This is a genomic window from Pseudomonas sp. REB1044, from assembly GCF_038813925.1.
GTDB classification, from domain to species: Bacteria; Pseudomonadota; Gammaproteobacteria; order Pseudomonadales; family Pseudomonadaceae; genus Aquipseudomonas; species Aquipseudomonas boreofloridensis.
The window spans coordinates 3388012-3410908 of record NZ_CP046139.1 but is presented as its reverse complement, the minus strand read 5'-3'; the positions used below and the strand labels follow the sequence as shown (position 1 = coordinate 3410908).

General features: G+C 61.8%; 18 protein-coding genes and 4 pseudogenes. 14 read left to right on the top strand and 8 right to left on the bottom strand.

Annotated elements, in window-relative coordinates; translation table 11 throughout:
- Positions 1–8 precede the first annotated feature (8 nt).
- The 5 genes and pseudogenes from GKC70_RS15670 to GKC70_RS15650 form a co-directional block, all read right to left on the bottom strand.
- A pseudogene (locus GKC70_RS15670) lies at positions 9–742 on the bottom strand (phosphoadenylyl-sulfate reductase).
- A 103-nt stretch (positions 743–845) separates the two neighbouring features.
- Entirely contained in the window at positions 846–2189 is a 1344-nt protein-coding gene (pabB, locus tag GKC70_RS15665; protein WP_304484991.1) for an aminodeoxychorismate synthase component I, read from the bottom strand.
- A gap of 88 nt (positions 2190–2277) precedes the next feature.
- Positions 2278–3257 (bottom strand): annotated as a pseudogene (locus GKC70_RS15660) (alpha-L-glutamate ligase-like protein).
- On the bottom strand, positions 3257–4792 hold the full coding sequence (locus GKC70_RS15655) for an inactive transglutaminase family protein (protein WP_029613550.1): 1536 nt from the start codon (positions 4790–4792) through the stop codon (positions 3257–3259). Before GKC70_RS15655 ends, GKC70_RS15660 begins: the two are co-directional and overlap by 1 nt.
- Before the next feature lie 5 nt (positions 4793–4797).
- On the bottom strand, positions 4798–5334 hold the full coding sequence (locus GKC70_RS15650; RefSeq protein WP_342649221.1) for an ATP-dependent zinc protease: 537 nt from the start codon (positions 5332–5334) through the stop codon (positions 4798–4800).
- A gap of 276 nt (positions 5335–5610) precedes the next feature.
- Here GKC70_RS15650 and GKC70_RS15645 point away from each other — a divergent pair, with 276 nt between their 5' ends.
- The 5 genes and pseudogenes from GKC70_RS15645 (at position 5611) to prpF (ending at position 12392) form a co-directional block, all read left to right on the top strand.
- Positions 5611–6327: a GntR family transcriptional regulator gene (locus GKC70_RS15645; protein ID WP_304484989.1), complete on the top strand. Its 717-nt coding sequence runs from the start codon at positions 5611–5613 to the stop codon at positions 6325–6327.
- Positions 6324–7214: a methylisocitrate lyase gene (gene prpB, locus GKC70_RS15640; RefSeq protein ID WP_039576667.1), complete on the top strand. Its 891-nt coding sequence runs from the start codon at positions 6324–6326 to the stop codon at positions 7212–7214. Before GKC70_RS15645 ends, prpB begins: the two co-directional genes overlap by 4 nt.
- Before the next feature lie 69 nt (positions 7215–7283).
- Positions 7284–8411: a 2-methylcitrate synthase gene (gene prpC, locus GKC70_RS15635; protein WP_342649220.1), complete on the top strand. Its 1128-nt coding sequence runs from the start codon at positions 7284–7286 to the stop codon at positions 8409–8411.
- Between the two features lie 170 nt (positions 8412–8581).
- Positions 8582–11166 (top strand): annotated as a pseudogene (gene acnD / locus GKC70_RS15630) (Fe/S-dependent 2-methylisocitrate dehydratase AcnD).
- Between the two features lie 34 nt (positions 11167–11200).
- Positions 11201–12392 (top strand): annotated as a pseudogene (gene prpF / locus GKC70_RS15625) (2-methylaconitate cis-trans isomerase PrpF).
- Between the two features lie 130 nt (positions 12393–12522).
- Here prpF and acnB read toward each other — a convergent pair.
- Positions 12523–15132: a bifunctional aconitate hydratase 2/2-methylisocitrate dehydratase gene (acnB, locus tag GKC70_RS15620; RefSeq protein WP_342651537.1), complete on the bottom strand. Its 2610-nt coding sequence runs from the start codon at positions 15130–15132 to the stop codon at positions 12523–12525.
- 406 nt (positions 15133–15538) lie between these two features.
- Between acnB and GKC70_RS15615 the strand changes: the two genes are divergently transcribed.
- Positions 15539–16006, top strand: coding sequence for a DUF1289 domain-containing protein (locus GKC70_RS15615; protein WP_342649219.1), 468 nt, complete (start codon positions 15539–15541; stop codon positions 16004–16006).
- 69 nt (positions 16007–16075) lie between these two features.
- A complete protein-coding gene (locus tag GKC70_RS15610; RefSeq protein ID WP_342649218.1) occupies positions 16076–16834 on the top strand; it encodes a hypothetical protein in 759 nt (252 codons plus the stop codon).
- An 8-nt stretch (positions 16835–16842) separates the two neighbouring features.
- Here GKC70_RS15610 and queD read toward each other — a convergent pair whose 3' ends face one another.
- On the bottom strand, positions 16843–17199 hold the full coding sequence (gene queD / locus GKC70_RS15605) for a 6-carboxytetrahydropterin synthase QueD (RefSeq protein ID WP_039576684.1): 357 nt from the start codon (positions 17197–17199) through the stop codon (positions 16843–16845).
- Between the two features lie 53 nt (positions 17200–17252).
- Positions 17253–18332 (bottom strand): patatin-like phospholipase family protein, encoded by a 1080-nt coding sequence (locus tag GKC70_RS15600; protein WP_342649217.1) that lies wholly within the window; start codon positions 18330–18332, stop codon positions 17253–17255.
- 167 nt (positions 18333–18499) lie between these two features.
- On the opposite strand from GKC70_RS15600, the gene GKC70_RS15595 reads away from it, so the two are divergent.
- The 7 genes from GKC70_RS15595 (at position 18500) to uvrY (ending at position 22894) form a co-directional block, all read left to right on the top strand.
- A complete protein-coding gene (locus tag GKC70_RS15595; protein ID WP_029613557.1) occupies positions 18500–18808 on the top strand; it encodes a PepSY domain-containing protein in 309 nt (102 codons plus the stop codon).
- A complete protein-coding gene (locus GKC70_RS15590; RefSeq protein ID WP_029613558.1) occupies positions 18808–19122 on the top strand; it encodes a PepSY domain-containing protein in 315 nt (104 codons plus the stop codon). The genes GKC70_RS15595 and GKC70_RS15590 overlap by 1 nt, the downstream gene beginning before the upstream one ends.
- Positions 19123–19794, top strand: coding sequence for a response regulator transcription factor (locus tag GKC70_RS15585; RefSeq protein WP_029613559.1), 672 nt, complete (start codon positions 19123–19125; stop codon positions 19792–19794).
- Complete coding sequence (locus GKC70_RS15580; protein WP_342649216.1) at positions 19791–21110, top strand: sensor histidine kinase; 1320 nt, start codon at positions 19791–19793, stop codon at positions 21108–21110. Before GKC70_RS15585 ends, GKC70_RS15580 begins: the two co-directional genes overlap by 4 nt.
- An 81-nt stretch (positions 21111–21191) precedes the next feature.
- Entirely contained in the window at positions 21192–21644 is a 453-nt protein-coding gene (locus GKC70_RS15575; RefSeq protein WP_342651536.1) for a GNAT family N-acetyltransferase, read from the top strand.
- Positions 21645–21803: 159 nt separating this feature from the next.
- On the top strand, positions 21804–22193 hold the full coding sequence (locus GKC70_RS15570; protein WP_029613560.1) for a helix-turn-helix domain-containing protein: 390 nt from the start codon (positions 21804–21806) through the stop codon (positions 22191–22193).
- Positions 22194–22255: 62 nt separating this feature from the next.
- Positions 22256–22894: a UvrY/SirA/GacA family response regulator transcription factor gene (gene uvrY / locus GKC70_RS15565; protein ID WP_039576693.1), complete on the top strand. Its 639-nt coding sequence runs from the start codon at positions 22256–22258 to the stop codon at positions 22892–22894.
- The last annotated feature ends 3 nt before the right edge of the window (positions 22895–22897 follow it).

The following is a 22897-nucleotide window of genomic DNA, read 5'->3' as shown; positions in this document are numbered from 1 at the left end:
GCAGCTGTTCAGCCTTTGCTGATCAGGTTGCCGGCATGCAGGCCGCATTCCTTCTGGGTCGATTCCTCCCACCACCAACGGCCTTCGCGTTCGTGCTGGTTCGGTAGCACCGGGCGGGTGCATGGCTCGCAGCCGATGCTGATGAAGCCGCGTTCGTGGAGGCTGTTGTAGGGCAGCTCAAGCATGCGGATGTAACCCCAGACTTCCTCGCTGGACATCTGAGCCAGGGGGTTGAACTTGTACAAGTTGCGCTCGGCTGTGGAGAAGGCCGAGTCGATTTCCAGTGCTGCCACCTGGCTGCGAGTGCCGGGGCTCTGGTCGCGGCGCTGACCGGTCGCCCAGGCACTGACACCCGCCAGCTTGCGGCGCAGAGGTTCGATTTTGCGAATGCCGCAGCATTCGCCGTGGCCGTCCTTGTAGAAACTGAATAGCCCTTTGTCCTTGACGAAGGGGTCGAGCTTGGTGCGATCCGGGCTGAGAATTTCGATCGGCAGGCTGTAATGCTCGCGGACCTGATCGATGAAGCGGTAGGTTTCCGGGTGCAGACGGCCGGTGTCCAGGCTGAAGACCTTGACCTGCTTGTTCAGCTTCCACGCCATGTCGACCAGCACCACATCTTCAGCACCGCTGAAGGAGATCCACAGGTCGTCACCGAAATGCTCGAAGGCGAGCTTGAGAATATCCTGGGGGACTTGCTGGCGTAGGTCGCCGCCAGGGTGGCGACATCGAAGATTTGGCTCATCAGGCGGTTTCCATCGTGTGTATGGCGCTGTGCGCTCGTAGTGGGGCGATGGTAACAAAAAATGGCGTGGCAGACGCTTCCATCTCCGTCTGTCCGACCGCAATCAGAGTCCCTGCAGGGTTTGCATCAGCACGCGGACTTTGGCGATGGATTCTTCGTATTCGGCTTCCCAGTTCGAATCGGCTACCACCGCGCCGCCTCCCCAACAACTGACTTGGCCGTCTTTGACCAGCAGGCTGCGGATGGCGATGGAGCTGTCCATTTCGCCACGTACGTCGATGTACAGCAGCGAGCCGCAATACAGCGCCCTTCGGGTCGGTTCCAGCTCGTCGATGATCTGCATGGCGCGGATCTTTGGTGCGCCGGTGATGGAGCCACCGGGGAAGCTGCCGGCGATCAGGTCGAGCGCATCCTTGTCGTCAGCCAGTCGGCCAGTGATGCTGCTGACCAGATGATGGACATTCGGATAGCTTTCCAGGCTGAACAGCTCCGGTACCTTCACCGAGCCGATCTGGCAAGTGCGCCCTATGTCGTTGCGCAGCAGGTCAACGATCATCAGGTTTTCGGAGCGGTCTTTTTTGCTGGCTTGCAATTCGCGCGCATTGCGCAGGTCCTCGGCAGGGTCTTCGGCGCGTGGGCGAGTGCCTTTGATCGGCCGGGTTTCGACCTGCCGCTGGCTGACGCGGACGAAGCGCTCGGGCGAGAAACTCAGTAGTGCGCTATTCGGAGTGAGCTGTTGGAACCCCGAGAAGGGCGTCGGGCAAGCGGCGCGCAGTGCCTGGTAGGCATGCCACGCGTCGCCTTGGCAGGGTGCGCGAAAACGCTGGGTCAGGTTGATCTGGTAGCAATCGCCCGCTTGGATGTAGCGCTGCACCTGATCGAATGCAGCTCGGTAGTGTTCCGGTGCGAGATCGCCCTGCATGGGGGCCAGCAGCCTGAAGGTTTCGACTGAAGGTGACTCTGTTTGCTCGAACAGGTCGATCAGGCGCAGACGTTCGGCATGTGGGAGTGCCGGGTGAAACATCAGTTGCGAGGTATGCAGCGCATGGTCCGTGATCATCGCCCAGGCATAGAGGCCCAATTGCGCATCGGCTAGTTTGAGGTCGTCCGTGGCCAGCTCGGGCAGGCGCTCCAGCCGTCGGCCGAAGTCATAGCTCAGATAACCGATCAGACCGCCGGCAAAAGGTAGCTCGCTGCCGTCGGGGAGTCTGGCTTCACCCAGTTCGCTCAGTCCCTGGCGCAGTCGATCCAGGAATGCCTGGCCGCTTTCGCCGTCGGCGGCTTGCAGTTGCTGAATGGGCCAGGCGCTGAACAGGTCGAAACGTCCACGCTCGGCACTCGGGCGCGCGCTGTCGAGCAGAATGGCGCCCGGAGCCTGACGCAGGCGACCGAAATAATGCCCTGGATCGGGTCGGTAGGGCAGGGGATGAAGGGTACAGGTCGGCATCGGCATCGGCGGCGCTGAAAAACAAGGAGGGGGATTGTAGGCCGCTGTAGGACGGGTGCCTAGCACCCGCCCTATTGGAGCCAGTACCTCACTGCTGAACGACGTGGCCGAACAGGTTTTGCGCCACATGCACGCGGGTCTCGGCATCTTCGCTGATACCATCCTTGGCCAAGGCCTCGATGTGCGCCTCGATGGCATGGGTACGTTGGGTCAGACCGCAGTCGTTGGCGATCTGAATATTCAAGCCCGGGCGGGCGTTGAGTTCGAGGATCAGTGGACCCTTCTCCTGGTCCAGCACCATGTCCACGCCGATGTAGCCAAGGCCGCACAGTTCATAGCAACTGGCCGCCAGCTTCATGAAACCGTCCCAGTTCGGCAATTGCACACCGTCCACCGAGTTGGTGGTGTCCGGATGCTTGCTGATGATGCGGTTCAGCCAGGTGCCCCGAAGGGTGACGCCGGTGGCCAGGTCGACACCCACGCCGATTGCGCCCTGGTGCAGGTTGGCCTTGCCGCCGGATTGCCGAGTGGGCAGGCGAAGCATAGCCATCACCGGATACCCCATCAGCACGATGATGCGGATGTCCGGTACCCCTTCGTAGCTGATGCTCTTGAAGATCTGATCCGGCGTCACCCGGTACTCGATCAACGCGCGGTCGCGATGCCCGCCCAGCGAGTACAAGCCGGTGAGGATGCTGGAGATCTGATGCTCGATCTCTTCATGGCTGATGATCTTGCCCGACACCGTGCGATAGCGATCCTCGAAGCGGTCGGCGACAACCAGGATGCCATCCCCCCCGCGCCTTGGGCGGGTTTGATCACGAAATCGCTGCGACCGCCGATGATCTGGTCGAGCTTGTCGATCTCTTTTTCGGTCTCGATGACGCCGTACATTTCCGGCACGTGAATGCCGGCTGCCAGTGCACGCTCTTTGGTGATGATCTTGTCATCGACGATCGGATACAGATGGCGCTTGTTGTACTTGAGTACATAGTCCGCGTTGCGCCGGTTGATGCCCATGATGCCCCGGGCTTCCAGGGCCTTCCAGGTCTTGATCAGTCCGAACATCAGGCGTCAGCCTTCTTCAGGAATGCCTTGAAGCGCACGAGCTCGGTCAGGCGGTAGCCGCGGTAGCGACCCATCGCCAGCATGAAGCCCACCAGAATCAACAGCACCGCCGGGAAGGTGAAGACGAAGTACACCGCTTCCGGCACGGTCATCAGCAGGTGCGCCAGCGAGGCGGCGAACAAGGTGCCGATGGCGACTTTCATCGCATGGCCACCACCGCGTTCTTCCCAAGTGATCGACAGGCGTTCGATGGTCATGGTCAGGATCACCATCGGGAACAGGGCTACCGACAGTCCGCGTTCCAGGCCCAGCTTGTGGCTGAACAGGCTGATGGCGGCGATCAGTACCACCACGAAGGTCAGCACCACCGACAAGCGCGGCAGCATCTGCAGTTTCAGGTGTTCGAGATAGGAGCGCAGCGACAGGCCCAAGGCCGTGATCACCGTGAACAGCACGATGCCGAAGCCCAACTGCGTCTCGCGGAATGCCAAGGCGATCAGTACGGGGGTGAACGTGCCCAGGGTCTGGATGCCGATCAGGTTGCGCAGCACCAGGATTACCAGCACGCCGATCGGGATCATCACCATGATCATGAAGGTTTGCTGGGTTTGCAGTGGCAAGCCGTACAGGGAGTACTCGAGGAAATCGGCGTCGGTGTTCTCGTCGGTCAGCTTGGCCAGGCGGATGGCATTCATCTCGCTGTTGTTCATGCTGAAAGTGACAGTGGCTTTCTTGCCGCCGTCGACGGTGATCAGGTTGTCATCGCCCGTCCACCACAGCAGGCGATCGTTGGGCAGGCCTTGCTCGCCGGTTTCCGGGTTGAAGTACAGCCAGTCATTGCCGTTGAAGCTGCGCAGCCACAGTTCAGGACTCTGCGGCGTATCGGCCACCAAGCGCACGGTATGGACCTTCTCCATCGGCACGTGGGCGATCGACAGCAGCAGGTCGATGACCTGGGCCTTTTTCAGCGGCGAGCTGTCACCGGCCAGCAGGAGCTTGGCGTTGTCGTCATTGGGGTTGTTGACGCGCTTGATGGTCTCGCTGACGAAGGTCTCGACGTCGGCCGAATGCTGGCGAATAGGGGCCATGAGCGCTTCGGCGGCGATCTTCTCCGGACCCTCGACGGCCAGGCTGTCGCGGAAAGTCGGGCCTTTGATCTTGGCCTTTTCGGTGCTGTAGCGCTTGGTCAGGACCAGGCGGTAGTAAAGGGTCTGGTTACCGCTGGCGCGACGGGCCGACCAGGTGACCTTGCGGTTGCCGTCAGCGCGGTTGACGCTGACGCCATAGTTGTTGGAGATGAAGCTCTCGTTGAGGCTGACGTAATCACGGTTCAGCGGCGGAACGTACATCTGGATCTTCACCGGGTCCTTGGGACTGGCGACGAACTCGACCTTGGCGTCGATGTTCCACAGATCGTCCGTCTCGTCTTCGGTCACCGGGATGCCGAGGACGAAGATCTGATAGCAAGTGACCGTCACGCCCAGCAACACCAAGATGGTGATCAGGACTTTCAGGTGCAGGGTCAGAGAGCGCATCGGGGTTACTCTACTTTGGGAGCTTCGGTGGCGCAGGCAGGTTTGCCGGCCGCGTATTTGAGGCTAGGGTCGACCAGCGCGTCGAAGCGCTTGAGCGCCTCGGAACCGATGAGCAGCGGGAACTGGAATGCGCTGCGGTCGGTGAGGTTGACTTCGATGGTGCGCAGGGCCTGGCCCATGCAGATGTTCAGTTCGATCACCGGACGATTGGTGTAGGCCTTGCCCTGGTCGGGATCGTAATCGCTGGCGCGTCGCTTGATCTTGCTGATACGGGCCAGGGGACGTTCGATGGGGTGCTTGTGGGCGGCGTCGATGGCCAGGTAGAAGCGTACCCAGCTCTCCCCGTTGCGCTTGAAGCGCTTGATGTCACGGGCGCTGAGCGACGCGGTCTTGGCGCCGGTGTCCAACTTGGCGGCCACTTCGAGGTCGAGGTCGCCCAGGCGGGCGTATTCGTTCAGGCCGTACACGGTCTTCTCGCCCGCGTGGCCGAGCGCCGGCAGTGCGGCGAGGCAGAACAACAGTGAAGAAAAAATGGGTCTCATAGTCCTGGCGCGGTGCTGTCTGAGTTCGGGGCAGGGCGCGAGCGCCTCGTTCATCTGTCAACAGCATGAAATGATGACAGGCACACTATCCGTGATCCTTCGGGAGCGCGGCATTCTATCACGCCGACGTCTTGACGCCAGCGCGCTGCGATCAGACCGCAGCGTTGGGCGGTAAGTTCTGCATTGGTAGATTGTCGACAATATAGTTTTCTCCTTTGACTATAAGTCTGTTTATGGCTAAATTCAGGGTATTAAGCCCTAAAGGTGTCGACAATAATGCTACAAGCACCCTCAGCCTTTGCCCCGGCTGCCGAGGATGGCGAAACCCTGTCCGAGCATGTGTTTCGCCGCATCCAGGCGGCCATCGTCAAAGGCGACATCGCGCCCGGCAGCAAGATCTCCGAGCCCGAGCTGGCGCGCACCTATGGCATCAGCCGTGGCCCTCTGCGCGAGGCCATCCACCGTCTGGAGGGGCAGCGTCTGCTGGTGCGCATTCCCCATGTCGGTGCGCGGGTGGTCTCGCTCGATCCTGCCGAGCTGGTCGAACTCTATGAAATCCGCGAGTCGCTCGAAGGTATGGCCTGTCGCTTGGCCGCCGAGCGCATGAGCGTGGAGCAGATCGACGAGCTGCGCCGCGTGCTCGATACCCACGAGCGCGACGCAGCCTTCCAGGCAGGGCTGGGTTACTACCAGCAGGAAGGCGATTTCGACTTCCACTATCGGATCATCCAGGGCAGCGGCAACCAGACCCTCGTGAAGATGCTCTGTGGCGAGTTGTATCAACTGGTGCGCATGTACCGTATCCAGTTCTCGGCCACGCCCAACCGGCCGCGCCACGCTTTCGCCGAACACCACCGCATTCTCGATGCCATCGCCGAACGCGACGGCGAGTTGGCCGAACTGCTGATGCGTCGCCACATCGCGGCGTCCAAGCGCAACATCGAGCGTCACTACCAAGGCGCCGACAACACTAGTCCACGAGGTGAGTCATGACTGTGAAGAGCACTCCCGGCCAGCGTTTCCGCGATGCGGTCGCCGCCGAACATCCGCTGCAGGTGGTCGGGACCATCAACGCCAACCACGCGCTGCTGGCCAAACGTGCCGGATTCAAGGCCATCTATCTGTCTGGAGGGGGCGTCGCCGCCGGTTCCCTGGGGTTGCCTGACCTGGGCATCACCGGGTTGGACGACGTACTCACCGATGTCCGTCGGATCACCGATGTCTGCGATCTGCCGCTTCTGGTGGATGTGGACACCGGCTTTGGCGCCTCGGCGTTCAACGTGGCTCGCACGGTGCGCTCCATGAGCAAGTTCGGAGCTGCAGCCATTCATATCGAGGACCAGGTCGGCGCCAAGCGCTGCGGTCATCGACCGAACAAGGAAATCGTCTCGCAGCAGGAGATGGTCGATCGTATCAAGGCGGCGGTCGATGCGCGGACCGATGACAGCTTCGTGATCATGGCGCGCACCGACGCGCTGGCAGTCGAAGGGCTGAACGCGGCCCTGGACCGCGCTGCGGCCTGTGTCGAGGCGGGCGCCGACATGATCTTCCCCGAGGCCATTACCGAGCTGCAGATGTACAAGACCTTCGCTGACCGAGTGAAGGCGCCTATCTTGGCCAACATCACTGAGTTCGGCGCCACGCCACTGTTCACCACCGAGGAGTTGGCAGCCGTCGACGTGTCCTTGGTGCTGTATCCGTTGTCGGCATTCCGCGCCATGAACAAGGCGGCCGAGAACGTCTACACCGCGCTGCGCCGTGATGGCACGCAGAAGCAGGTGGTGGACACGATGCAGACGCGTATGGAGCTTTACGATGCCATTGGCTACCACGCCTTCGAGCAGAGCCTCGATGCGTTGTTCGCGCAAAAAAAAGGCTGATGACCGAACAGGTCAGGCCCGATTAGCCAGCAAGACTTCATAACAATTTCAAGAAAGGAGAACCATCCCATGGCCGAAGCAAAAGTACTCAGCGGTGCCGGCCTGCGCGGCCAGGTGGCCGGGCAGACCGCGCTGTCGACCGTCGGCCAGGCCGGTGCCGGCCTGACCTACCGTGGCTACGACGTGCGTGATCTGGCAGCAGGTGCCGAATTCGAGGAAGTGGCGTACTTGCTGCTTTATGGCGAGCTGCCGAACAAGGCCGAGCTCGCCGACTACAAGCACCGACTGAAAGCGCTGCGTAACCTGCCGCAGGCGCTCAAGGAAGTCCTCGAGCGTATCCCGCGCGACGCCCACCCGATGGATGTCATGCGCACGGGCTGTTCGCTGCTCGGCACGCTGGAGCCGGAGCTGACCTTCGATGCTCAGCGCGACAGGACCGACCGTCTGCTGGCGCTGTTTCCGGCAGTCATGTGCTACTGGTATCGCTTCAGTCATCACGGCGTGCGCATCGACTGCAGCAGCGACGAGGACAGCCTGGGTGGTCATTTCCTTTATCTGTTGCACGGCAAGAAGCCCAGCGATCTGCACGTGAAGGTGATGAACGTCTCGCTGATCCTTTACGCCGAGCACGAGTTCAACGCCTCCACCTTCACTGCGCGCGTTTGCGCCTCGACATTGTCCGATCTTTATTCGTGCATCACAGCGGCCATCGGCGCGCTGCGCGGACCGCTGCATGGCGGCGCCAACGAGGCGGCCATGGAGCTGATCGAGCGCTTCCAAAGTCCGCAGGAGGCCAGCGCCGAACTGCTGCGCATGCTTGAGCGCAAGGACAAGATCATGGGCTTCGGCCATGCGATCTACAAGGAGTCCGATCCGCGCAACGAGGTGATCAAGGGCTGGTCGAAACAGCTCGCCGACGAGGTGGGTGATACCGTGCTCTACCCAGTCTCCGAAGCCATCGACAAGACCATGTGGGAGCAGAAGCGGCTTTTCCCCAACGCCGATTTCTACCATGCCTCGGCGTATCACTTCATGGGCATCCCGACCAAGCTGTTCACACCGATCTTCGTCTGTTCGCGGCTGACCGGCTGGGCCGCGCATGTCTTCGAGCAACGGGCGAACAACCGCATCATTCGACCCAGTGCCGAATACACCGGTGTCGAGCAGCGTCAGTTCGTGCCGATCGATCGGCGCTGACTCACCGATCGTGGGGCTGCATTGCAGCCCTGTTGCGATCCAAGACCGCTCCCGCAGGGGCGACGCTGTACCTGTTGGAAGCGGCCTTGGGTCGCGAAAGGGCCGCGCAGCGGCTTCCGATGCCCGGCAATGCTACTGCTACCGATCACCGTGACGAGCTTGATAACGACATGAACAGCGCATACCGCAAACTCCTGCCAGGCACCGGCCTGGATTATTTCGACGCGCGCCAGGCGGTCGAGGCGATCACGCCCGGCGCCTACGACCGTCTTCCCTACACCTCGCGCGTACTGGCCGAAAACCTGGTGCGCCGCTGCGACCCCGCGACGCTGAACGCCTCGCTGACGCAGTTGATCGAGCGCAAGCGCGACCTCGATTTTCCCTGGTACCCGGCACGTGTGGTGTGCCACGACATTCTTGGCCAGACTGCATTGGTAGACCTGGCGGGCCTGCGCGACGCCATCGCCGACATGGGCGGCGATCCTGCACAGGTCAACCCGGTGGTGCCGGTGCAACTGATCGTCGACCATTCGCTGGCCGTGGAGTGCGGCGGCTTCGATCCGCAAGCGTTCGAAAAGAACCGCGCCATCGAGGATCGGCGCAACGAAGATCGTTTCCATTTCATCAACTGGACCAAGCAGGCGTTCAAGAATGTCGATGTGATCCAGCCGGGCAACGGCATCATGCATCAGATCAACCTGGAGAAGATGTCGCCGGTCATTCAAAGCGACCATGGCGTGGCGTTCCCGGATACCTGTGTCGGTACCGACAGCCATACCCCGCATGTCGATGCCTTGGGGTGATCGCGATCGGTGTGGGCGGTCTCGAAGCCGAGAACGTGATGCTGGGGCGTGCGTCGTGGATGCGCCTGCCGGAAATCGTCGGCGTTGAGCTCACCGGCAAGCTCGACCCAGGCATCACCGCCACCGACCTGGTGCTCGCGCTGACCGAGTTCCTGCGCAAGCAGAAAGTGGTCGGCGCCTACCTCGAGTTCCACGGCGTCGGTGCCCAGGCGCTGACCTTGGGCGACCGCGCGACCATCTCCAACATGGCGCCCGAGTACGGTGCCACGGCGGCCATGTTCGCCATCGACCAGCAGACCCTCGACTACCTGCGTCTGACCGGGCGTGAGGATCGCCAAGTGCAGTTGGTGGAGACTTACGCCAAGGTCGCCGGCCTGTGGGCCGACAGCCTGGCCAAGGCCGAGTACGAGCGCACCCTGAGCTTCGATCTGTCGAGCGTAGTGCGCAACATGGCCGGTCCGTCCAACCCGCATGCCCGCGTGGCCACTTGCGACCTGGCGGCCAAGGGCATCGCGGGGCGTGGGAAGACGTGCCGGGGCAGATGCCCGATGGGCGGTGATCATCGCGGCCATCACCAGTTGCACCAACACCAGCAATCCGCGCAACGTCATCGCCGCCGGTCTGCTGGCGCGCAACGCCAACCGCCTTGGACTGACACGCAAGCCGTGGGTGAAGTCGTCCCTGGCGCCGGGTTCCAAGGCGGTCCAGTTGTACCTCAAGGAGGCGGGCCTGGAGCAGGAACTGGAACAGCTGGGCTTTGGCATCGTCGCTTTCGCCTGCACCACCTGCAACGGCATGTCCGGCGCGCTGGATCCGGCGATCCAGCAAGAGATCATCGACCGTGACCTGTACGCCACTGCTGTGCTATCGGGCAATCGCAATTTCGACGGACGCATCCATCCCTACGCCAAGCAAGCGTTCCTGGCCTCGCCACCGCTGGTGGTGGCCTACGCCATTGCCGGGACCATCCGCTTCGATATCGAGAAGGATGTACTCGGCGTCGTCGACGGTCAGCAGATCCGCCTGATGGACCTGTGGCCGAGCGATGAGGAGATCGACGCCGTGGTGCGCGCCTCGGTCAAGCCTGAGCAGTTCCGTCAGGTGTACATCCCCATGTTCACCATCGAGGAGGACACCGGGCCGAAGGTTGCGCCGCTGTACGACTGGCGCCCGATGAGCACCTACATCCGTCGCCCGCCTTACTGGGAGGGGCCCTGGCCGGTGAGCGCAGCCTGCGCGGCATGCGGCCGCTGGCGGTGTTGCCGGACAACATCACCACCGATCACCTGTCGCCCTCCAACGCCATCATGCTCGACAGCGCTGCCGGCGAGTACCTGGCCAAGATGGGCTTGCCGGAGGAGGACTTCAACTCTTACGCCACGCACCGCGGCGATCACCTGACGGCTCAGCGCGCCACCTTCGCCAACCCGAAGTTGTTCAATGAAATGGTGCGCAGCGAAGACGGGAGCGTGAGGCAGGGTTCGCTGGCGCGCATCGAGCCGGAAGGCAAGGTGACGCGCATGTGGGAAGCGATCGAGACCTACATGCAGCGCAAGCAGCCACTGATCATTGTGGCCGGTGCCGATTATGGCCAAGGCTCCTCGCGCGACTGGGCCGCCAAAGGCGTGCGCCTGGCGGGGGTCGAAGCTATCGTTGCCGAGGGCTTCGAGCGTATTCACCGCACCAACCTGATCGGCATGGGTGTGTTGCCGTTGGAGTTCCATCCTGGAACCACGCGCCTGACCTTGGCCTTGGATGGCAGTGAAACCTATGACGTGCTTGGCGCGCGTACACCGCGCGCGACCTTGACCTTGGTGGTCAATCGACGCGATGGCGAGCGCTTGGAGGTGCCGGTCACCTGTCGACTGGATACCGCCGAGGAAGTGTCGATCTATGAAGCCGGTGGCGTGTTGCAGCGCTTTGCCCAGGATTTCCTGGAAGGCAAGGCCTAACCCACCTCTAGCCCCTGTAGGAGGGGAATCGGACATGACACATGCAGCGCAAATCAAAATTGCCGCCACCTACATGCGGGGCGGCACCAGCAAGGGCGTGTTCTTCCGTCTGCAGGATCTTCCCGAGCGTGCTCAGGTGCCTGGGCCTGCACGCGACGCCTTGCTGTTGCGGGTCATCGGCAGTCCCGACCCGTACGCCAAGCAGATCGATGGTATGGGCGGTGCGACTTCCAGTACCAGCAAGACCGTGATTCTTTCGCCAAGCACACGCCCCGATCACGATGTCGACTATCTGTTCGGTCAGGTGGCCATCGACAAGGCTTTCGTCGATTGGAGCGGCAACTGCGGCAACCTGTCGGCGGCGGTCGGCTCGTTCGCCATCGCCAGCGGTTTGGTGGACTCGACCCGTGTACCGCATGACGGCGTCGCCACTGTACGGATCTGGCAGGCCAATATCGGTAAGACCATCATCGCCCATGTGCCGATCAGTGCAGGGCAGGTGCAGGAAACGGGTGATTTCGAGCTGGACGGCGTGACCTTTCCCGCAGCCGAAGTGCAGTTGGCGTTTCTCGATCCCGCTGCGGACGAAGAAGGTGAGGGGGCGGGGCGATGTTTCCCACTGGTAACCTGGTCGACGACCTGGAGGTGCCCGGCATAGGAACCTTCAAGGCGACGCTGATCAACGCCGGGATCCCGACCATCTTCGTCAACGCCGCAGACCTTGGCTATACCGGTACCGAGCTTCAGGAAGCGATCAATGGCGATGCCGAGGCGCTAGCGCGTTTCGAGACGATCCGTGCCCAGGGGCGGTGCGCATGGGACTGATCGACCACATCGAGCAAGCGGCCGGTCGCCAGCACACGCCAAAGGTCGCCTTCGTGGCGCCCGCCACCGGGTACAACGCTTCCAGCGGCAAGGCAGTGGCTGCCAGCGATATCGACCTGGTGGTGCGGGCGCTGTCGATGGGCAAGCTGCATCACGCGATGATGGGCACCGCTGCGGTGGCCATTGGCACCGCTGCTGCGATCCCGGGCACGCTGGTCAATCTGGCTGCCGGCGGTGGCGAGCGCAGTGCCGTCCGTTTCGGGCATCCCTCCGGCACTTTGCGGGTCGGGGCCGAAGCGCATCAGGTCAATGGTCAATGGACGGTGACCAAAGCCATCATGAGCCGCAGTGCGCGGGTGCTGATGGAAGGGTGGGTGCGGGTCCCGGGAGATAGTTTCTAGGTCATCCAAGCGTCTAGTCCTGAAGGGAGGTCAAAAGGTGTAAACCTTCTTCAGGATGGGGCACACAAAAAAGCCCGGCACATTGGCCGGGCTTTTTCTTGTCGCTTGCAGCTTCTAGCTTGCCGCTGCCTTACGCCTGAACCACCGGGATCTGGGCGTTGGCCGCTGCTTCGCGGAACTCGGCGATCTGGTCGAAGCTCAGGTAGCGGTAGACGTCGGCAGCCATGCTGTCGATGTCCTTGGCGTACTGCAAGTACTCCTCGACGGTCGGCAGTTTGCCGAGAATCGAGGCGACTGCCGCCAGCTCCGCCGACGCCAGATAGACGTTGGTGGCATCGCCCAGACGGTTGGGGAAGTTGCGGGTCGAGGTAGATACCACGGTCGAGCCGGTCTGAACGCGTGCCTGGTTACCCATGCACAGCGAGCAGCCTGGCATTTCCATGCGTGCGCCGGCCTTGCCGTAGATGCCGTAGTAGCCTTCCTCGGTCAACTGATGCGCGTCCATCTTGGTGGGCGGCGCCAGCCACAGGCGAGTCGGAATACCGCCCTTGACCTTCTCCAGTAGCTTGCCGGCTGCGCGGAAGTGGCCGATGTTGGTCATGCACGAGCCAATGAACACCTCGTCGATCTTCTCGCCCTGGACCTGCGACAGCAGGCGAGCGTCGTCCGGGTCGTTCGGCGCGCAGAGCACGGGCTCCTTGACGTCAGCCAGGTCGATTTCGATGATTTCAGCGTATTCGGCGTCGGCGTCGGCCGAGAGCAGTTGTGGATTGGCCAACCAGGCCTCCATGGCCTGCGCGCGGCGCTCCATGGTGCGTGCATCACCGTATCCTTCGCTGATCATCCAGCGCAGCAGGGTGATGTTCGACTGCAGGTACTCGGCGATGGCCTTTTCCGGCAGCTTGATGGTGCAACCCGCCGCCGAGCGCTCGGCCGACGCATCGGACAGCTCGAAGGCCTGCTCGACGGTCAGTTCGTCCAAGCCCTCGATCTCCAGGATGCGACCGGAGAAGGCGTTTTTCTTGCCCTTCTTCTCGACGGTCAGCAGACCCTGCTGGATGGCGTAGTAAGGGATGGCATGGACCAGGTCACGCAGGGTGATGCCGGGTTGCAGCTTGCCCTTGAAGCGCACCAGGACCGACTCCGGCATGTCCAGCGGCATGACGCCGGTGGCAGCGGCGAAGGCGACCAGGCCGGAACCGGCCGGGAACGAAATGCCGATCGGGAAGCGGGTGTGCGAGTCGCCGCCGGTGCCGACGGTGTCAGGCAGCAGCATGCGGTTCAGCCAGCTGTGGATGATGCCGTCGCCTGGACGCAGGGACACGCCGCCACGGGTGCGGATGAAGTCCGGCAGGGTGTGGTGGGTGGTGACGTCGATCGGCTTTGGATAAGCAGCGGTGTGGCAGAACGACTGCATGACCAGATCGGCGGAGAAGCCCAGGCAAGCCAGGTCCTTCAGCTCGTCGCGGGTCATCGGGCCGGTGGTGTCCTGGGAGCCGACGGTGGTCATCTTCGGTTCGCAGTAAGCGCCCGGGCGAACGCCTTGGCCTTCGGCCAGGCCACAGGCGCGGCCGACCATCTTCTGCGCCAGGGTGAAGCCCTTGCCGGTGTCGGCAGGCTGCTCGGCTTTCTTGAACAGGTCCGAGGCCCCGAGGTTCAGTTGGGCGCGCGCCTTTTCGGTCAGGCCGCGGCCGACGATCAGAGGGATACGGCCGCCGGCGCGGACTTCGTCGAGCAGCACTTCGGTCTTCAGTTCGAAGGTGGTGACCAGTTCACCGCTGTCGTGGCGCTTGACCTCGCCCTTGAATGGGTAAACGTCGATCACGTCGCCCATGTTCAGGTTGGTGCAGTCGAATTCGATCGGCAGAGCGCCGGCGTCTTCCATGGTGTTGTAGAAGATCGGCGCGATCTTGGTGCCGAAGCAGAAGCCGCCAGCGCGCTTGTTCGGCACGTTGGGGATGTCGTCGCCGAAGAACCACAGCACGGAGTTGGTGGCCGATTTACGCGAGGAGCCGGTACCGACCACGTCGCCGACGTACGCTACCGGATGGCCTTTGGCGCGGACCGCCTCGATTTGCTTGAGCGGGCCGACGGAGCCGGGTTGTTCTGGCTCGATGCCGTCACGGGCCATCTTCAGCATGGCCAGGGCGTGCAGCGGGATGTCCGGGCGCGACCAGGCATCGGGCGCAGGAGACAGGTCGTCGGTGTTGGTTTCGCCAGGCACCTTGAACACGGTCAGGGTGTACTTGTCGGCGATGGCCGGACGCGAGGTGAACCACTCGCCAGCAGCCCAGGATTCCAGGACGGCCTTGGCGTGCACGTTACCGGCCTTGGCTTTTTCCGCCACGTCGTGGAAGGCATCGAACATCAGCAGGGTGTGCTTGAGCTGTTCGGCCGCGACGGCGCCCAGTTCGGCGTCATCCAGCAGCGCGACCAGCGTTTCGATGTTGTAGCCGCCTTGCATGGTACCCAGCAGCTCGGTGGCGTGCTTGCGGTCGATCAGGGGCGACTTGGCTTCGCCTTTGGCGAGCGCGGACAGAAACGCGGCCTTGACGTAGGCCGCTTCGTCGACGCCTGGCGGAACACGGTTGGTGATCAGGTCTACGAGGAAGGCTTCTTCGCCGGCCGGCGGGTTTTTCAGCAGCTCGACCAGGCTTGCAGTTTGTTCGGCGTTCAGCGGCTGGGGCACGATACCCAGGGCGGCACGCTCTTCGATGTGTTTGCGGTAGGCTTCAAGCACAGTTATTACCCTCATCAGTGGTCCCTAAAGGGAGTCCGGGACGCTCATCCAGCATTCCCCACACCCATGCGCGGTTCACGGCTTTTTGAGCCGTCCAGCCAGGGTCGCAGAGAATCCTTACAGAAGCTGCTTTCAAAGTTTTACGCCTGTAGAACGGGAGGCTGATGAGGGGTTGGCGCGGCCATGCTAGGGGCATGGTCCGGGCCAACGCCGTTCTACCGGATCAACTGTGCTCGTGACGCTTTGAAAACAGCTTCCAACGGACATGGTTGCCTTGAAAAGGCGGGGTGATTCTACGGCAAAAAAAGGCGGAAGGTAAGTTGCCGTCGCTGACTTTAGCCCGTGACCCCGGTTAGACAAAGGGCTAACATGCCCGGGTGTGCCACCCCCAGATCATTGTTTTCTCATGTCCAACCAGTCCATCAAAACGCCCTGTGTCGGTCTTTGCTCTACCGTGTATGGCGATACCGTCTGTCGGGGCTGCAAGCGTTTCCACCATGAAGTGATTCATTGGAACGGATACGACGAAGCGCAGAAGCGGGCTGTCTGGCAGCGACTGGAACAGTTGCTGGTGCAGGTCATGATGGCCAAGCTGGAAATATTCGACAGCGACCTTCTGCGCCAGCAACTGGAGCAGCGCTCGATCCGCTTCGTGCCGCAACAATCGGTGTATTGCTGGGCCTACCAATTGATCGCTCGCGGTGCCCGCATGATCCGTGATCTGGACGCCTACGGCATGGTCCTGCTGCCTGAGTTCCGCGAATGGGAGCTGCCCCAGTTGCGCGACGCCATCGACCGCGAGTTCTTCCTGCTGTCCGAAGCGCATTACGATCGTTACATCGCCCCCGCCTTCCTCAAACAGACGCAGGGGTAGCGATTTCTACCTGCCTGATGCTGCACACAACCGCCAGGGTAGTGCCTCATTTTCGAGGAGGCACCTGTCATGGATTCATTGAAATTCGAGCCGCTGATCAGTTTCACCGCCCGCTGCCAGTGGCAATTGGACGAGGCGCCAATGCATCCTGGGCAGTGGGACGAAGACAGCGATTTGCTGCGCCCCTTCTGGGTCGAATTCGATGATTGGAATGGCAACGATGGCTGGTTGATTACCAGCACCGACTACAGCGAAGAGATGATCCAATCATTTCTGATCGACCAGTTGCTGGGCCCCCAGGCACGGCAGCGGCGTTTCTGCGACAGTTTCTGGTTCGGCGTGTATCGGCACGCCACCGGCTTTTTCTATGAGATCCGGCCCGCCTACGAGGGAGACAATGTAGACTCGTGGCCACTCTTGGACTACTGGCTGAATGTGAGTCGCAACGGCTACTTGGGCTTCTACACGGCCCGCTCACCGGCGGGAAAGTGTGTGACCGAGCAGGCTCGGCTGGAAGTGCGTGATCCCTTTGGTGTGAGTGCCGGGATGACATTGCCGATCGATCCACCGTTCGAGATCGCCACCCCTCTCTACACACTCACCTGCTCACGCGGAACACCTCTGTGGCATGTTCCCGAACTCGATCCTTCGGACTTGGAGGCTGGCGACGTACTGACCAACCTGACGCTTCACAGTCCGTGGGGGCGACGCGTCAGGCGGGTTGCGGAAGATGTCGCCTACCTCAACGATCACCAGGGCACGAGCGGACGCTTCAGTTTGGTGATTCAGAACCCCTGTGTGCCCCCACACCCCAAACCCAAGGCCTGACTGCAGGCTCAGTCGCCGGTGTACTCGCAGCCGCTGGTGCAGGTCTCGTGGATGCGCACCTTGGACAGTTCCGGCAGCAACGGCTTGACCTGCTCCCAGATCCACTTGGCGATCACTTCGCTGGTGGGGTTCTCCAGGCCGGGAATGTCGTTCAGGTAGTTGTGGTCGAGGCGTTCGTAGATGGGTTTGAAGATCGCCTTGACCTCTGCGAAGTCGCGGATCCAGCCGGTATGCGGGTCGAGTGGGCCGGTCAGGTGCAACGCGACCTTGAACGAATGGCCATGCAGGCGTCCGCACTTGTGGCCGGCGGGAACGTTGGGCAGGCGGTGGGCGGACTCGAAGGTGAACTCTTTGAAAATTTCCACGCTGGCAGAACTCTGTGTGAATCGACAATGCGCGCAGTCTACCAGCATGCTTCCTACAAGGCTTGCAACCGTTCGTGCAGGTGCCCGCTGGCGACCAGTTCGAGTAGCTCATCGCCCAGGCGCTGGCTCTCGGCAATCGCCTTGTACCAGTAACGCTTGCGTGCCGGCGCATCACCGATGAATCGCTTGAAGTCGCCACGATCTGGGAGCTTGCCGTAAGGCAGGGTTGCCAGATACTGCGGTGATGGCGTCATCAGCAGTACGTTCTGCAGGCGCGTCGCGTCGCCCCGGCGCCAGGGCAGTGCCTTGTCGAACCAGCCGGGTATCACCTTGTCAGTGAAGTGCGGGTAAAGCACCAGATCGTCGCCGCAGTAGGGCAGGTCCAGGTGATAGTCCAGCAGACCGCCGTCGCGATAGGTGCCGGTGCCAGCGCCGGGAATGTCTCGTACCCCCTCCATCACCAATGGGATGGAGCCAGAAGCGAGCAGGGCTTGGCGCAGGTTGTCCAGGTGCAGCGGCAGGAAGCGTGACGGGAAGTCGGTGAGCGCATCCAGTGGAGGCGCGCAGCGGCCGTCGTGAAGGATCACCCGTTCGAAATGTCGAGCCAGGCGTGAACGACCTATCAGATTGCTGGCGATGACTGAGGACAATCCCGCGCCGAGTGTCGCCCTACCGTCAAATGCCAACGCTCCATGGCTTTTGACAGCCAGAATGTTCAGCCGGTAGTTGGGATTGGCAAGGATCTCGCTGTCCCGGCCTTGCAGTAAGTCGTCGAGCATGCGCTGGCAGCTCTGGGTCACTTGCGCCGGAGTCACGCCCCTGGCGAAGTCCTGTTCGGTGTACAGCTCGCCCAGGCGGCGCAGGCCGGCAATGGGATCGTTCAGGCAGGCGCTGGCGAAGCGCCAAGCGCCGATCGAGGCGCCGATCAGCGAGCGCTGGCGCGGCGCTGAAGGTAGCAAATGGCCGAAGATCGCCAGGTCCAGGCCCTGGATGCCCAAGGGTTTGGGGCCTCCTGCGGCGCCAGGCAGCGTGCCGATATCGCCAGCGCGCAGGCCGCGTTCGCGAATGTGTACCAAGGCGCGTCTGCCCGCTTTGAAGGTAAGGGCGGGGTACTTGATATGGATGGCGCTCATGGCAGTCTCTAGTCGGGCAGGCACGCATTATAGGCAAGTCACCTGGGTGTGTGCCGAAGTGCTGGATAACGGCGCTATCATGTCGCCCGTTATTTTCAGGTTGAGTTAAGGGCTAATGATTAATCTCATTGGCGTAGACAACTCGTAAAGTTCGATGGAGAAACATCATGAAAACCCTGACTGCTCTGTTCGCCGCCGCTGCTCTGACTTTCGGCACCACTGCCGCGTTCGCCAAGGATGTCCAGCCCGACCAAGTGGTCAAGCTGGTCAACGAAAAGACCATCAAGTCGCTGGATGAACTCAAGGCGGCTGCGGTGGCCAAACATCCCGGCTCAACCGTTACCGACAGCGAGCTCGAAGAGGAATATGGGCGTTACATCTACAAGGTCGAGCTGCGTGATGCGCAGAACGTCGAGTGGGACGTGGACCTGGATGCCAAAACCGGCGAAGTTCTGAAGGATGCGCGAGACAGCTGATGAACACCTTGCCGCGAGCAGTGCCTTGCCTGGCCTTGGCACTGCTGGTCGCCTGTCCACTGGCAAGTGCCCGTGACCTGGATCAGGATGAGGCCCTGGCGTTGCGCCAGCAGGGCGTTATCCTGCCGCTCGAACAACTGCTCGAAGCCGCCCTGGGGCGTCACCCCGGGGCGCGCTTGTTGGAGGCCGAGCTTGAGGAAAAACATGATCGCTACGAATACGAGGTCGAACTTCTGACCCCGAATGGCGTGGTTCGCGAGATCAAGTACGACGCCCGCACTGGGGTCTTGATCAAAGACGAGGAAGACGACTGAATGCGCCTGTTGCTTGTCGAAGACAATGTCCCGCTGGCTGATGAGCTCACGGCCAGCCTGCAGCGCCAGGGTTACGCCGTGGATTGGCTGGCCGATGGTCGTGACGCGGTGTTTCAGGGGCAGAGCGAGCCCTATGACCTGATCATCCTCGACCTCGGCCTGCCTGGTCTGCCCGGGCTTGAAGTGCTCGAGCAATGGCGCGCCGCCGCCCTGGCTGTGCCAGTTCTTATCCTCACAGCCCGTGGCTCGTGGGCCGAACGTATCGAAGGGCTCAAAGCAGGGGCCGATGACTATTTGAGCAAGCCTTTTCATCCGGAAGAGTTACAGTTACGCATCCAGGCGCTGCTGCGCCGTGCTCGCGGCCTGGCCAACCAGCCGCGGCTGGAGGCTGCCGGCCTGCATCTGGATGAAGGGCGGCAATGCGTCACACGCGACGGCGTGGACATCCAGTTGACCGCTGCCGAGTTCCGTTTGCTGAGGTATTTCATGCTGCACCCGCGTCAGGTGCTGTCGAAAAGCCATCTGGCCGAACATCTCTACGACGGCGAGACCGAACGCGACTCCAACGTGCTTGAGGTGCATGTCAATCACTTGCGACGCAAGCTGGGTCGTACTGTGATCGAGACGCGCCGGGGTCAGGGCTATGTGTACGCCGGGAGTGCCGGCGGGTGAAGTCGATCCAGGCGCGCCTGAGCCTTGGTCTGGTGGTGGTGCTGGTGGTGGTTGGTGTGGCGGTGGCGCAGGTGACCCTTTGGCTTTTCGAGGCGGGCCTGCAACGCTACCTTGAAGCAGGATTGCGCAAGGAAAGCGAAAACTTGCTGGTGGCGCTCGTGCATGGGCCGCGCGGCTTGCAGTTGGACGAGCGACGGGTGTCGGCGGCGTACCACCGCCCGTTTTCAGGCTACTACTTTCGTATCGACTTCGCCCAAGGTACCTGGCGCTCACGCTCGCTCTGGGATCTGGACATGCCCAAGCCGGAGCGGCCAGGCCTGGATGATGGACATGAGCTAGGGCCCGAAGGCCAGCAACTGCTGGCTTATCGCGGCGATTACCGGCGTCTGGGCCAGCAGGTATCGATCAGTGTCGCGCAGGACTATTCACCTGTAAGTGCAGCGTTCAGGCGCCTGCAGCAGGTAGGTCTGGGCATGGGCGTGGTGGCCTTGGCGCTGATCCTGATCCTGCAGCGCATCACCATCACCCGCGCGCTGCGCCCTCTGGAGCGTGCCCGCCAGCAGATCGCACAGTTACAGCAGGGTCAGCGTTCGCAACTAGATGCCGAGGTGCCAAGCGAACTGCAGCCGCTGGTGGAGCAGATCAACCATTTGCTCGCACACACCGAAGACAGCCTGCGGCGCTCGCGTAACGCCTTGGGCAATCTCGGACATGCCCTGAAAACGCCCTTGGCGGTTCTGTTGAGTCTGGCTGGGAGCGAGCGCCTGCGCGACACGCCTCAGCTCCAGTCGCAACTGCGCGAACAGCTGGAGCAGATCCAGCAACGTCTGACGCGAGAGCTCAACCGCGCGCGGTTGGCCGGCGATGCTTTGCCTGGTGCCCGGTTTGATTGCGATGCTGAACTCCCAAGTCTTCTGTCGACCTTGAGCATGATTCACGGCGCCGGGCTTACGCTCGAGCAGGACGTTCCGGCGCGTTTGCAACTGCCATGGGACCGTGAAGATTTACTGGAACTGCTGGGTAACCTGCTGGACAACGCCTGCAAGTGGGCGGACAGTCAGGTTCGCTTGTCGATCCGGTCAACGCCGCAAGGTTATAGGCTTTGGGTGGACGATGATGGTCCAGGTATTCCTGACCAGTCTCGACAGCAAGTGCTCGAACGCGGCTCTCGTCTGGACGAGCAAGTGGCGGGGCACGGGCTGGGCTTGGGTATCGTTCGCGACATTGTCGAGGCTTGGCAGGGCCAGATCGAGCTTCAGGAAAGCCCGCTGGGTGGCCTGCGCGTCGATATCCGCTTACCGCGCAAGGGCCGCTGATCGACAGCACGCTGTTCGTCGTTGCCTGCCCACCGCTATGCTTCAACCTGTCCATGCCCGAGCGTTGCCCACATGACCTTGCTGCCGCTCCAGCTTCGCGCTGCCCGCGATGCCGACCGCGATTTCGCTCGCGACTTGACCCGGCGAGCCATGCTTCCCTATTACCAGCAATTCGACCTGCTCTGGATTGAGGACGCCTTCGATCAGGCCTGGGAATGGCGCGAGCAATGGCTGATTACCTCGGGCGAACAGGTGATTGGTTTCTGCAGTTTGAGCCAGGATAGCCAGGCTCTGTTCATTCGCGAACTGCACCTGTTGCCTGAGTTTCGTGGTCAGGGCGTGGGTAAATGGGTCCTCTGTCAGTTGATCTGTTGGGCGCAGCAACGCCGTCTGCCACTGCTGCGCCTGATGGTCTTCAGTACCAACCCTGCTCGGCGACTCTACGCAGCTATCGGTTTTGTTGAAATGGGCGAGGATGCCTGTTTCGTTCGGATGCAGCGCTGGGTCGACAGATCTACCGCCACCACCACGTGAGAGTGTTTCTGCTGGGCTGAGAGGATCGGCTCGGACGGGTGGTAGGTGCTCGGCTTGTGTTCATTGGATCCAATGTGCATAGTGCCACCTTGGCACCGAGCTGAGCGCCCGTGGCCGCCTGCATCTCAGGGATGTCGGATGAGTCGATAAGGACATCAAATGAAAGGTTTTGGACTGCGATTGAGGGAAGAGCGTGAACGGCTGGGCATGACCCAGCGGGTATTCGGCGACATTGGCGGCGTCGAGCCCAACGCGCAAGGCAAGTATGAGAGCGGGGAGCGTACTCCGCGGATCGACTATCTGGCCGCAGTGGCTAGCAAGGGGGTCGATGCGCTCTATGTATTGACGGGTACGCGCACACTCGCGCCGTTGGAGTGTTTGAGTGCCGAAGAGAGCCGACTGCTGCGCGGCCTCAGGCAATTGATGCCAGCCGACCGCGCCGCCGTCTGGCACTTGCTCGGTCGCTTGGTTGCGGACGGCCATTTGCAGGGGAGCGGCCTGCAGCGCAGAGGAGAGGGTCAGACTTATCTGCATGACGCGTTGCGCTAGGTTTGCAGTGAAATTTTTTGTTAAGGTGGCCGGATCCAATCGCCCCACTACGAGGTGTCTGCTTGATTAGGGTACTGGTGGTCGATGACCACGATCTGGTGCGTACCGGCATCACCCGTATGCTGGCTGATATCGATGGCCTGCAGGTGGTGGGCGAAGCGGACTCTGGTGAAGCGGCCCTCAAGCTGGCCCGCGAACTCAAGCCGGATGTAGTGCTGATGGACGTCAAGATGCCTGGCATCGGTGGCCTTGAGGCAACACGCAAGCTGTTGCGCAGCGATCCGGACAGCAAGGTGGTGGCGGTCACCGTTTGTGAAGAGGATCCGTTTCCTACGCGTCTGCTTCAGGCCGGGGCAGCAGGTTATCTGACCAAAGGCGCCGGGCTCGACGAAATGGTCCAGGCCATTCGCCTGGCCTTCGCGGGACAGCGCTACATCAGCCCGCAGATCGCCCAGCAACTGGCGCTGAAATCGTTCCAGCCGCAGGGCTCGCCGTTCGATGCGCTGTCGGAGCGGGAAATTCAGATCGCGCTGATGATCGTCGGCTGTCAGAAAGTGCAGGTCATCTCTGACAAGTTGTGTCTGTCCCCCAAGACCGTCAATACTTACCGTTATCGGATCTTCGAAAAACTCTCGGTCACCAGCGACGTCGAACTGACATTGCTGGCCGTTCGCCACGGTATGGTTGACGCAAGTCTGTAATCC

What these genes read in the sequence shown, in the direction of transcription:
- pabB (WP_304484991.1), bottom strand. Translation starts at nt 2,189, where the DNA reads ATGCCGACCTGTACCCTTCATCCCCTGCCCTACCGACCCGATCCAGGG.
- GKC70_RS15655 (WP_029613550.1), bottom strand. Translation starts at nt 4,792, where the DNA reads ATGCGCTCTCTGACCCTGCACCTGAAAGTCCTGATCACCATCTTGGTG.
- GKC70_RS15650 (WP_342649221.1), bottom strand. Translation starts at nt 5,334, where the DNA reads ATGAGACCCATTTTTTCTTCACTGTTGTTCTGCCTCGCCGCACTGCCG.
- GKC70_RS15645 (WP_304484989.1), top strand. Translation starts at nt 5,611, where the DNA reads ATGCTACAAGCACCCTCAGCCTTTGCCCCGGCTGCCGAGGATGGCGAA.
- prpB (WP_039576667.1), top strand. Translation starts at nt 6,324, where the DNA reads ATGACTGTGAAGAGCACTCCCGGCCAGCGTTTCCGCGATGCGGTCGCC.
- prpC (WP_342649220.1), top strand. Translation starts at nt 7,284, where the DNA reads ATGGCCGAAGCAAAAGTACTCAGCGGTGCCGGCCTGCGCGGCCAGGTG.
- GKC70_RS15615 (WP_342649219.1), top strand. Translation starts at nt 15,539, where the DNA reads ATGTCCAACCAGTCCATCAAAACGCCCTGTGTCGGTCTTTGCTCTACC.
- GKC70_RS15610 (WP_342649218.1), top strand. Translation starts at nt 16,076, where the DNA reads ATGGATTCATTGAAATTCGAGCCGCTGATCAGTTTCACCGCCCGCTGC.
- GKC70_RS15600 (WP_342649217.1), bottom strand. Translation starts at nt 18,332, where the DNA reads ATGAGCGCCATCCATATCAAGTACCCCGCCCTTACCTTCAAAGCGGGC.
- GKC70_RS15595 (WP_029613557.1), top strand. Translation starts at nt 18,500, where the DNA reads ATGAAAACCCTGACTGCTCTGTTCGCCGCCGCTGCTCTGACTTTCGGC.
- GKC70_RS15590 (WP_029613558.1), top strand. Translation starts at nt 18,808, where the DNA reads ATGAACACCTTGCCGCGAGCAGTGCCTTGCCTGGCCTTGGCACTGCTG.
- GKC70_RS15585 (WP_029613559.1), top strand. Translation starts at nt 19,123, where the DNA reads ATGCGCCTGTTGCTTGTCGAAGACAATGTCCCGCTGGCTGATGAGCTC.
- GKC70_RS15570 (WP_029613560.1), top strand. Translation starts at nt 21,804, where the DNA reads ATGAAAGGTTTTGGACTGCGATTGAGGGAAGAGCGTGAACGGCTGGGC.